Annotated in this window: 9 protein-coding genes; 5 read left to right on the top strand and 4 right to left on the bottom strand. The window is 38.5% G+C overall.

Features of this window, described 5'->3' with window-relative positions; translation table 11 throughout:
- The first annotated feature begins 441 nt into the window (after positions 1–441).
- The gene (locus tag ACIQZ6_RS10450; RefSeq protein ID WP_395810834.1) at positions 442–1,809 is read left to right on the top strand and encodes an RNA methyltransferase; all 1,368 of its coding nucleotides are present in this window, start codon (positions 442–444) and stop codon (positions 1,807–1,809) included.
- 58 nt (positions 1,810–1,867) lie between these two features.
- Positions 1,868–2,566, top strand: coding sequence for an SGNH/GDSL hydrolase family protein (locus tag ACIQZ6_RS10445; RefSeq protein WP_395810832.1), 699 nt, complete (start codon positions 1,868–1,870; stop codon positions 2,564–2,566).
- Positions 2,567–2,844: 278 nt separating this feature from the next.
- On the opposite strand, the gene ACIQZ6_RS10440 is transcribed toward ACIQZ6_RS10445, so the two are convergent.
- Both ACIQZ6_RS10440 and ACIQZ6_RS10435 read right to left on the bottom strand, forming a co-directional pair.
- Complete coding sequence (locus tag ACIQZ6_RS10440) at positions 2,845–3,204, bottom strand: CoA-binding protein (RefSeq protein WP_395810830.1); 360 nt, start codon at positions 3,202–3,204, stop codon at positions 2,845–2,847.
- A gap of 21 nt (positions 3,205–3,225) precedes the next feature.
- Positions 3,226–4,773: an NAD(P)/FAD-dependent oxidoreductase gene (locus ACIQZ6_RS10435; RefSeq protein ID WP_395810828.1), complete on the bottom strand. Its 1,548-nt coding sequence runs from the start codon at positions 4,771–4,773 to the stop codon at positions 3,226–3,228.
- Positions 4,774–4,867: 94 nt separating this feature from the next.
- Here ACIQZ6_RS10435 and ACIQZ6_RS10430 point away from each other — a divergent pair, with 94 nt between their 5' ends.
- The 3 genes from ACIQZ6_RS10430 to ACIQZ6_RS10420 all read left to right on the top strand — a co-directional run bounded on the left by ACIQZ6_RS10430 (position 4,868) and on the right by ACIQZ6_RS10420 (position 6,765).
- Complete coding sequence (locus tag ACIQZ6_RS10430) at positions 4,868–5,446, top strand: LemA family protein (RefSeq protein WP_395810826.1); 579 nt, start codon at positions 4,868–4,870, stop codon at positions 5,444–5,446.
- Positions 5,447–5,516: 70 nt separating this feature from the next.
- Complete coding sequence (locus tag ACIQZ6_RS10425) at positions 5,517–5,951, top strand: TPM domain-containing protein (RefSeq protein WP_395810824.1); 435 nt, start codon at positions 5,517–5,519, stop codon at positions 5,949–5,951.
- Positions 5,952–5,979: 28 nt separating this feature from the next.
- Positions 5,980–6,765 carry a TPM domain-containing protein gene (locus tag ACIQZ6_RS10420; protein ID WP_395810822.1) on the top strand — a complete coding sequence of 262 codons (786 nt, stop codon included), beginning with the start codon at positions 5,980–5,982 and terminating at the stop codon, positions 6,763–6,765.
- Positions 6,766–6,885: 120 nt separating this feature from the next.
- On the opposite strand, the gene ACIQZ6_RS10415 is transcribed toward ACIQZ6_RS10420, so the two are convergent.
- Positions 6,886–9,042, bottom strand: coding sequence for a PQQ-binding-like beta-propeller repeat protein (locus ACIQZ6_RS10415; RefSeq protein ID WP_395810820.1), 2,157 nt, complete (start codon positions 9,040–9,042; stop codon positions 6,886–6,888).
- A 186-nt stretch (positions 9,043–9,228) separates the two neighbouring features.
- Positions 9,229–9,989, bottom strand: a 761-nt coding sequence (locus ACIQZ6_RS10410; protein ID WP_395810818.1) for a chromosomal replication initiator protein DnaA, incomplete at its 5' end; no start/stop codon positions are given.

Below are 9,989 nucleotides of genomic sequence, written 5' to 3'. Positions count from 1 at the left end.
AGTTGTCTGTTATCTGAGGTATGAGGTCTGAGGTCTGAAAGAAGCAGCAATTTCAAATTAGCCTTAAAAGTCTTGGCTCTTGGTTCTTGGCTCTGTTATCTGTTATCTGTTATCTGTTATCTGAGGTATGTTGTCTGAGGTCTAAAAGAAGCAGCAATTTCAAATTAGCCTTAAAAGTCTTGGCTCTTGGCTCTTGGTTCTGTTGTCTGTTATCTGAGGTATGAGGTCCGAGGTCTGAAAGAAGCAGAAATTTTCAAATTAGCCTTAAAAGTCTTGGCTCTTGGTTCTTGGCTCTGTTGTCTGTTGTCTGTTATCTGAAAAAAGCAGTAAATCTCAAATGAGCACTGAATTGTCCTTTGTCTTTGATCCTTTGTCTTGGTTCTTGGTTCCTGGTTCTTGGTTCTTTGTCTTACCAAGTATTCCTGTATTTTTGAATCAATTATGACAAGCAAACTTCCTCCGGCACTCATTCGATCTTTAAAAGAAAACTATCCTATTGAAGAAGAAGAATTTATCGCAATACATACTAATGGTGAACAGCTGACCTCTATAAGACTAAATCCGCTGAAACCTTCGCATGCTTTTGCAAATTCTGAGCAAATACCTTGGTGTACTACTGGTAGATATCTAACAGAACGCCCTTCATTCACAGCAGACCCTTTATTTCATGCAGGCTGCTATTATGTGCAAGAGGCTTCGTCGATGTTTTTGGAGCATGTTCTAAAAAATACTGTTGACCTATCAGAAAATCAAAAAGTTCTTGATTTGTGTGCCGCCCCGGGAGGAAAAAGTACTTTAATTAGCTCTTTATTAACTAAAGACAGCTTACTACTGGCCAATGAGATCATCAAAACCAGAGTACCGGTACTTTGCGACAATCTGAACAAATGGGGGCCAGAAAATACATTTGTCAGTAATAACGATCCCAAAGACTTTCAAAGACTCGAAGGTTATTTCGACGTAATAGTAGTTGATGCACCCTGTTCTGGCTCAGGCATGTTCAGAAAAGATCCTGCAGCAATTAATGAATGGTCGGAAAGTGCAGTACAACTTTGCAGCCAACGGCAACAGCGCATACTTGCCGACGTAATTGAATCATTAAAACAAAACGGGACCCTCATTTATTCTACCTGCTCCTATTCTAAACAAGAAAATGAAGAAATATCGGACTGGCTTTTTGAAACTTTCGAGCTGGAAAGCATCAGAATACCAACAGAAACTGAATGGGGAATCGTGGAAACTCAATCTGATGATCATCGATGTTATGGATATCGATTCTATCCTCACAAAGTAAAAGGAGAAGGATTTTTTATTGCTGCTTTTAGAAAGAAATCAATAAGTGCATTCCCGCAAATTAGGAGAGCTAGAGAAAATACAGTGAATATAAAGAACGAAGAAATTATCAAAAGATGGCTGATAGATTCTCCCGATATCAGATTAATAAATCTGCAAGAGGAGTTTTTTGCTATTCCTGCCAGACTTGAAGCAGACTTGTCTTATCTACAATCCAGGATTTATCTCAAAAAATCAGGCATTAGAATTGGGAAGGTCATGGGAAAAGACCTGGTTCCAAATCATGAACTGGCAGTAAGCCTCTTAAATACCCCTGCTGTTCACCGGATCAACCTGACCCATGAGCAGTCGATATCCTATCTAAAGCGAGAAGAGCTACGACTAGATTCAGATCACAGAGGCTGGGCATTGATGTGCTATAAAGAACAAGCACTAGGCTGGGCCAAGATCTTGGATAACCGACTGAATAACTACTTTCCAAAGGAGATGAGAATTGTGAATCAAAGCATTAATTAAAGCTGTATTTGTTTAATTGGGCTGATTAGTGTAGACAAAATTTCGCTACTTTAGTAGTATGAAAAAAATATCGATAGCTTTTATTGTGTTTATTTTATATGCCTCATGTCAAGTAAAAGAGGACACTAAAGTTGTTCCCATTCAATTTAAGAATATTCTTATACTCGGCAATAGCATGACAAAACATGCCCCTAGACCTCAAGTTGGTTGGTATGGAAATTGGGGTATGGCCGCCAGTGTTCAAAGTAAAGATTTCTCTCATATCATTGGTACAGCATTAAAAGCCCAAGTGACTCCTGTAAATATAAGCGACTTTGAAATGTCTCATACAGTATTTGATTTGAAGAACTTAGAGAAGTATTTTGTACAAACTCCTGACCTGATAATCATTAAATTGGGTGAAAACGTTTTGCAAACAACTGATTTTGACAAGTCATTCACAAAATTTATATCATACATAAAAGAAAAGGCCCCTAATGCAAAAATTGTAATCGCTGGTACTTTTTGGCAGAATGACCCTGTTAATAAGGCATTGATTGCTGAATCTCAGTTAAGAAAGATACCTTTTGTTAAATTACAGCAATTGGATACACAGATTAACAAATCATTTATTGGAGAAGATGCGATTGGCGCAGATGGCTTAAAGTATAAAATAACCGATCAGGGTGTCGCTAATCATCCTGGAGACGTGGGAATGAAGAATATTGCAGACCTGATCCTTACTAAAGTAGATTCAATTTCGAAAGTTGGATGGTAAGAAAAATATAGATTTTTGCATATTCTTTTTAGCTGCGAATCTTTTGAACGGTTTATGCTATAATCTTTAATCCTACAAAACAGAAAAGTTTTCAATTATACCACAAACCCAATTCGCTAATTGCAATTTATTTTAACCTACCATTGATTGTTATCTTCAATTTTGCGCATTAGAGCACAGCACTAATTAATCTAATCATGGAAAAGAATCACTAATTCCAAAAAACACTAAATTTTATTGATCAGATTTTTTACAGTTAAAATACTAGCTCAAACTATCTAGTATTGACCCGTAGCAAGTAAAACCAAGGTGCAAGCTTCTGCACATTGTATTCCCTGCGCTGTTGCCAATTCTTCAAGTTCGGGGTTTTCAGTGCCGGGATTAAATATAATTCTATCTGGTTTAGATTTCAGGATATAGTCATAATAGGGAATCTGATTATCCGGACCCAGATATAGAGTAATTGTATCGAGATCATGATGAATGGTTTCGGGCATTTCAATTGGCACACCTGCAACCTCGCCTAGCTTCATTCCTACATTCACTATCGGATGACCATGCTCAACCAAGCGATGTGCCGCAAGGTTAGAATAACGTGACGGATTAGTACTTGCTCCCAAAATGAGTGTCTTCTTCATGTCTTTATTTTTAGTTTAGTATTAAATCATTTTTTTGAAAGCAGCATCCGCACAGTTCATTCCATCAATTGCAGCAGAAACTATCCCGCCTGCATAACCAGCCCCTTCACCACATGGGAATAGCCCCATAAGCTGAGGATGCTGCAAGGTTTCTTTATCTCTGGGAATTCGTAGAGGTGATGATGTTCTAGATTCAACACCAACCAAAATGGCTTCATTTGTATAATAACCATTCATCTTTTTCCCAAATACCGGCAATGCCTTCTGTAATCTTTTATAGATAAATCCAGGCAATACAGATGCCAGATCAGCAGACTTTGTTCCGGGAATATAAGAATTAGTTGGCAGATCTGTAGATAACCTGTTATTCACAAAGTCAACCATACGCTGAGCTGGCGCAACTAATTGACCACCTCCTGCATTGAATGCAAGCTGTTCAATCTCAGCCTGAAACTTCAGCATTTTAAACGGATCCTCAATACTCCCTGGAACATCCTCCATATTGATCTGAACTACTGTTCCGGAGTTGGCAAACGGATTATTACGTTTAGATGGCGACCAACCGTTAACCACAATTTCGTTCTGATCGGTAGAACATGGGGCAATAATCCCTCCAGGGCACATACAAAAAGAAAATACCCCTCTGTTATCAACCTGTTCTACTAAACTATAATAAGAAGGAGGTAAATAAGGCCCCCGATCGCTGCAATGATACTGAGCTTGGTCAATGATATTTTGAGGATGTTCGATCCTGACTCCAAGGGCAAAAGGTTTAGCTTCAATTAATATATTGTGTTTTTCTAATAAGTAATATATATCGCGGGCTGAATGTCCGGTTGCGAGTATAACGCTTTCAGCTTCAAACTTTTTATCGCCAACTAGAACACCTTTTAGAGTACTCCCAGAAATTATCAAATCTGTCACACGACAATCAAAATGAATTTCGCCACCGTCATTCAGAATTCTGTCACGAATTGATACAATGATATTAGGGAGCTTATTTGTACCTATATGAGGTCGTGCATCAACTAATATATCTGTTGTGGCACCATGAGATACAAATGTTTTTAGTACATAGTGAATGTCACCACGTTTATTGGACCGAGTATATAATTTCCCATCCGAATAAGTGCCTGCGCCGCCTTCGCCAAAGCAATAATTTGAATCGGGATTAATGATGCCTTCTTTATTAATTAAAGCAAGGTCTCTCCTGCGCTGCTTAACATCCTTTCCCCTCTCTATAATAATAGGTTTTAGTCCAATTTCAATACATCTCAAAGCAGCAAATAAACCTGCAGGACCAGCCCCGATAATTAAAACCGGCTTTTTGTCGCTGACATTTTGATAAGAATCTGCAATAATTTCAGGTTCAAAAACTTCATCAATAAAAACATTTAACCTTATTCTGAATACAACTTTTCGGCTACGTGCATCGATTGACCGCTTAAGAATTTGCACGTTTTTTACACGTTCAGAGCTGATATTTAATAACTTACATGCTGAGTCTCTGATGAAATTCTCGTCATCAGAGTGTTCCGGAAGGAGAACCAGTTCAATTTCTTTGATCATATTTTTTGCCAGGTATTATCCTGGATATGTAACAAAGGTATGAAATTTGAATCCTATAGTGTAAATTTATAGACTAGTGAAAAATTAATTAATTATGAAAAAAATAGTATTGAATATCATTGGATTCTTCGCAGTACTTTCATTAAGCTCTTGCGGATATAACAGCATGGTTAAATTAGATGAGCAGGTAACCTCACAATGGGCTCAGGTAGAGAATGTATACCAACGTAGGGCAGATCTTATACCAAATCTGGTAAACTCTGTAAAAGGAGCTGCAAATTTTGAGAAAGAAACCTTAACTCAGGTTATTGAGGCACGTGCCAAGGCTACTTCAGTTAATGTGGATCCGACCAAACTTACTCCAGAATCAATCGCGCAATTTCAGGCAGCTCAAGGGGCTATAAGCCAATCTTTAGGGCGCTTACTTGCCACTGTTGAAGCATACCCTGAACTGAAAGCAAATCAAAATTTTCTTGAGCTTCAGGCACAATTGGAAGGATCTGAAAACAGAATTACTGTTGAGCGTCAAAAATTCAATACAGTAACACAAGAGTATAACTCTTCAATCAGAACGTTCCCAAATAACTTGACTGCAGGTATGTTTGGATTTAAAACCAAAGGATATTTCCAGGCAGAAGCCGGTGCAAACAAAGCTCCAAAGGTTGAGTTTTAAGTATAGCTAACCTTATTTATTCATTAACACTGATCGCCGGAATTAAATTCCGGCGATTTAAATTTAAGCAATGTCAATTTTTAGTGAAAAAGAGCAACAGCTTATCAGTGAGGCTGTTGAATCAGCAGAACGATTCACATCAGGAGAGATCCGAATATGTGTTGAGAAAACTTGTAGCGAACCGGTTCTGGATCGTGCTGCAACCTATTTCAAAAAACTTGGAATGGACAAAACGGCTCAAAGGAATGGCGTTCTAATCTATATTGCTACTCAGGATAAGCAATTTGCGATAATTGGTGATGCAGGTATTAATAAATTAGTTCCACATGATTTTTGGGATAGCACCAAGGATGCAATGTTAGGCTATTTCAAGGAAGGAAATATGACTGGCGGAATCATTGCAGGTATAAAAATTGCGGGTGAACAGCTCCAAACATTTTTTCCATACCTTGATGGAGATGTGAATGAATTACCGAATGAGATCACTCAGATGGATGGTAAATAGTGAAATTTATAATTCAATAAAGCTTCAAATGAAATTTAAACACCTAATATCTACAGTCGTATTTCTATTTTTAAGTGTAGTGCTTCTGGCACAAACTTTCCCGGAAAAACCTAACCAACTTGTGAATGATTATACCCAAACTCTTTCACCAGAACAGATCAATCAGCTTGAGCAAAAATTAGTTGCCTTTAATGATTCAACAAGCACCCAAATTGCGGTAGTTCTGATCAAATCTTTAGAGGGTTACGATGTAGCAGATTATGGCGTTCGACTAGCAGAAGCCTGGGGAATTGGAGGTGCAAAAAATAATAATGGGGTATTATTGCTTATCTCACTTGGCGACAGAAAAGTAACCATTCAAACGGGTTATGGCGTAGAGGGTGCATTGCCTGATGCGATCACCAAAAGAATCATTGAACGTGAGATCACTCCAAATTTCAAAACTGGCGACTACTTTTCAGGCCTAGATCAAGGTACAAATGCAATCATTTCGTACACAAAAGGTGAATATAAAAACGATGCTCCTAAGAAAAAAGCTAGAAAAAGCGGAAGTGGAATTGGATTTATATTCATCATGATTATTATCATACTCTTTGCAATCAAAAAAGGGGGAGGAGGAAGTGAAGTAATTGGCGGTCGTGGAAGTGCAAGTCCATTTTGGTGGCTATTAATGGGTTCACAGCTGGGCAGAGGTAACAGTGGTGGATTCGACGGATTTTCTGGTGGCGGGGGTGGCTTTGGTGGTGGAGGTGGCGGATTCGGTGGCTTTGGCGGCGGAAGTTTTGGTGGTGGGGGATCTAGTGGTAGCTGGTAGTTGAGGGAAAGTGGAAAGGTTAAAGCTGAAAGGGGAAAGGGGAAAGCTAAAAGCTGAAAGGTTAAAGCGGAAAGGGGAAAGCGGAAAGCGGAAAGAACGAAGTAGTTTTTCGAATAAAGATCAATTACTCTTAACATCAGGTAATGCAAAGGCAACATAACTATCGCCTGATTTTGCGCCCAATTTACCACCTCCACAAGCAATTACCAGGAATTGCTTTCCACCTATCCTATAGGTAGCAGGACTCGCAAAGCCTGCCGCAGGTAATTTAGATTCCCAAACCATTTTACCAGATTTCTTATCAAATGCTCTTATCTTTTCATCTGGAGTTGCTGCAATAAATATAAGTCCTCCCTTTGTAACTAGTGGTCCACCATAATTACGTGACCCGGTTATTCCCAATCCACTTTTGATCAATTCTGCATATTCACCCAAAGGCACTTTCCACAAAAGCTTTCCGCTATTTAGATCAACAGCATTTAAGGTGCCCCATGGAGGTTTGATACCTGGATAACCATCCTTATCCACAAAACGATCATAGCCTTTCATGATGAACGGGATCTGACTTTTCTTAGTAACCTGAGTTTTGACGAGCGCGTTTTTTTCTTTGTATCCAGCTTCCATTTGCAGTAAAAATGCAATCACTGATTTTTGTTCTGATTCAGGCACATGCTTAAATGAAGGCATTCTGTTCCGGCCTTGTTGAATAACTTGACTTAACTGTACTGCATTATACTTCTTATTTAAATTCTTCAAAGAAGGATATTCAGTTCCGCTGCCCTTTAATTGGGGTCCATGACAACTGATGCAATGTTTATTGTAAACTGCTCTACCAGGTGTAATGCCTGACCCTTCGGTTTGCGGAGCATCAAGCATAATCTGAGTTGAGGGTACTTCATTGCTATTGACATATAGAATCTTAGTTTCCATATCCACGGCAGCACCTCCCCATTCACCACCTCCACCAAAATCTGGATACATCCAGTTACCCTCTTTAGATGGTGGGGTAAACTGTTTTCTATTTTTGATCTGAACATACCTTTCAGTCAATTCTCTTTGGGTTTCAGGACTTATGTTACTGATATCTTCCGGGCCGAATTTCTGTCTTGAAAATGACTCTGGGAGTGTTGGTATCGGCTGAGTTGGCCAGGGTTTTTCACCGGGGAGCGCTTCTTGAGGAACCGGAACTTCCGGAATTGGAAAAATAGGCTTCCCGTTTGTACGATCTAGTAAATAAATGTAGCCATGCTTGGTAATCTGGGCCAATGCATCAATATTTTTTCCGTTATTCTTTACTGTAATTAGATTGGGAGCCGCTGGTAGATCGCGATCCCAAAGATCATGGTGAATTACCTGATAATGCCAGATATACTTCCCGGTAGTAGCATCTAGAGCAATAATACTATTCGCAAAAAGATTTGATCCTTTACGGGTTCCTCCATAAAAATCGGGAGATGCAGTACCTGTTGGCACATAAACTACACCTCGCTCTTCATCAAGCGACATACCCGTCCAGTTATTTGCACCTCCAATATTTTTCCATGCTTCCTTATCCTCCCAACTATCATATCCAAATTCACCTGGCTGCGGGATGGTATGAAATATCCATTTACGTTTCCCTGTTCTGACATCAAATGCTCGGACATGTCCAGGCAAGGCATCAGCATCTTCAGAAAGACTCATCCCCACAATTAAAAGATCTTTAAAGATTACTCCCGGAGTTTTGAGGAGCAAAGATCCATCCTGCGATTCAGGAATATCAAGACCTTCCTTCAATTCAATTGATCCCCCATTACCAAAATCTTTCATGGGCTCACCATTTATTGCATTCACTGCATAAAGTTTAGAGGCCGCGCCATAAAAAATACGCCTATCGGTTCCTTTTTCATCTTGCCAGTACATTAAACCACGGTTGATACCAAACCCAATCTTTTCTGTTAAATTTTCTGAAGGATCAAAAACCCATTTTTGTTTCCCGCTTACTGGATCTAAGGCAAATAACTTCAATTTTGAACTAGTTACATACAATGTTCCATCAATAACAATCGGATTACACTGCATCTCACTTCGGTTGGCAGTATCTTTATCGCCTGTATTAAAAACCCATGCCTCCTTTAACTCCTTAACATTCTCTACATTGATTTGATCAAGAGACGAATATCGGTTAGCATCTTTAGTACCGCCATAATTGGCCCAGCCAGAATAATCATCTGATACTGAATTTGAACAGGAAGAAAAGATAATGATGCTCAGTACTAAAAGGAATAATGTTTTCATTTATTATTTCACAGGAATGATAAAGCAAGTACAAATACAACAAGCAATTAAGGAATAAATGCGAATAAAAGCAAGTAAATAGTTAATATTCAGGTAATTACTAATAAAAAATCTCATAAACCAGAACTAATTCCTTGGCTTATGAGATGTTAAAATAAGGGAATAAAATTGAGCTTAAAAGAGCATTTAGCTCATTTTTAGTTTCTTTTGAATATCGGCTACATAGCCTTTGAATTTTTTGTCTGTATCAATCAGATCATCTACCGTTTGACAGGCATAAATCACTGTTGAGTGGTCGCGTCCGCCAAAGAAAGCACCAATTGACTTTAATGAAGTTTTAGTATGAAGCTTTGCCAGGTACATTGAAATTTGACGAGCCTGAACAATTTCGCGTTTTCTGGTTTTAGATTTCACCATTTCAATAGGAACCTCAAAATACTCACATACAAGTTTTTGAATATATTCCATTGAAATTTCTTTACTTGAATTCTTGATGAAATTCTTAAGCATTGATTTAGCCAGATTCAGATCAATCTCCTTCTTGTTGAGGGTTGATTGAGCCAATAACGATACCATAGCGCCTTCAAGCTCCCGAACATTATTGTCTATATTATGAGCTACATATTCAATTACTTCAGAAGGAAGTTCAATGCCATCAAAATACATTTTTTTGTTAAGAATAGCCATTCTAGTTTCAAGATCAGGAATCTGAAGATCAGCTGATAAGCCCCATTTGAAACGAGACAACAAACGTTCTTCCAGACCAGATAGATCTTTAGGTGCTTTGTCTGAAGTAATGATCAACTGCTTACCTGATTGATGCAGGTGGTTGAAAATATGGAAGAAAATATCTTGAGTTTTTTCTTTGCCGGCAAAATTATGAACGTCGTCCATAATCAAAACATCCATTGCCTGATAGAAATTTACAAAATCATTAATATTATTAT

Origin of the sequence: Daejeonella sp. (genome assembly GCF_044348475.1) — a bacterium.
Taxonomy (GTDB): Bacteria; Bacteroidota; Bacteroidia; order Sphingobacteriales; family Sphingobacteriaceae; genus Daejeonella.
Note: the sequence above shows the minus strand (reverse complement) of the source record. Positions and strands in the feature narration are given on the sequence as shown.

What these genes read in the sequence shown, in the direction of transcription:
- ACIQZ6_RS10450 (WP_395810834.1), top strand. Translation starts at nt 442, where the DNA reads ATGACAAGCAAACTTCCTCCGGCACTCATTCGATCTTTAAAAGAAAAC.
- ACIQZ6_RS10445 (WP_395810832.1), top strand. Translation starts at nt 1,868, where the DNA reads ATGAAAAAAATATCGATAGCTTTTATTGTGTTTATTTTATATGCCTCA.
- ACIQZ6_RS10440 (WP_395810830.1), bottom strand. Translation starts at nt 3,204, where the DNA reads ATGAAGAAGACACTCATTTTGGGAGCAAGTACTAATCCGTCACGTTAT.
- ACIQZ6_RS10435 (WP_395810828.1), bottom strand. Translation starts at nt 4,773, where the DNA reads ATGATCAAAGAAATTGAACTGGTTCTCCTTCCGGAACACTCTGATGAC.
- ACIQZ6_RS10430 (WP_395810826.1), top strand. Translation starts at nt 4,868, where the DNA reads ATGAAAAAAATAGTATTGAATATCATTGGATTCTTCGCAGTACTTTCA.
- ACIQZ6_RS10425 (WP_395810824.1), top strand. Translation starts at nt 5,517, where the DNA reads ATGTCAATTTTTAGTGAAAAAGAGCAACAGCTTATCAGTGAGGCTGTT.
- ACIQZ6_RS10420 (WP_395810822.1), top strand. Translation starts at nt 5,980, where the DNA reads ATGAAATTTAAACACCTAATATCTACAGTCGTATTTCTATTTTTAAGT.
- ACIQZ6_RS10415 (WP_395810820.1), bottom strand. Translation starts at nt 9,042, where the DNA reads ATGAAAACATTATTCCTTTTAGTACTGAGCATCATTATCTTTTCTTCC.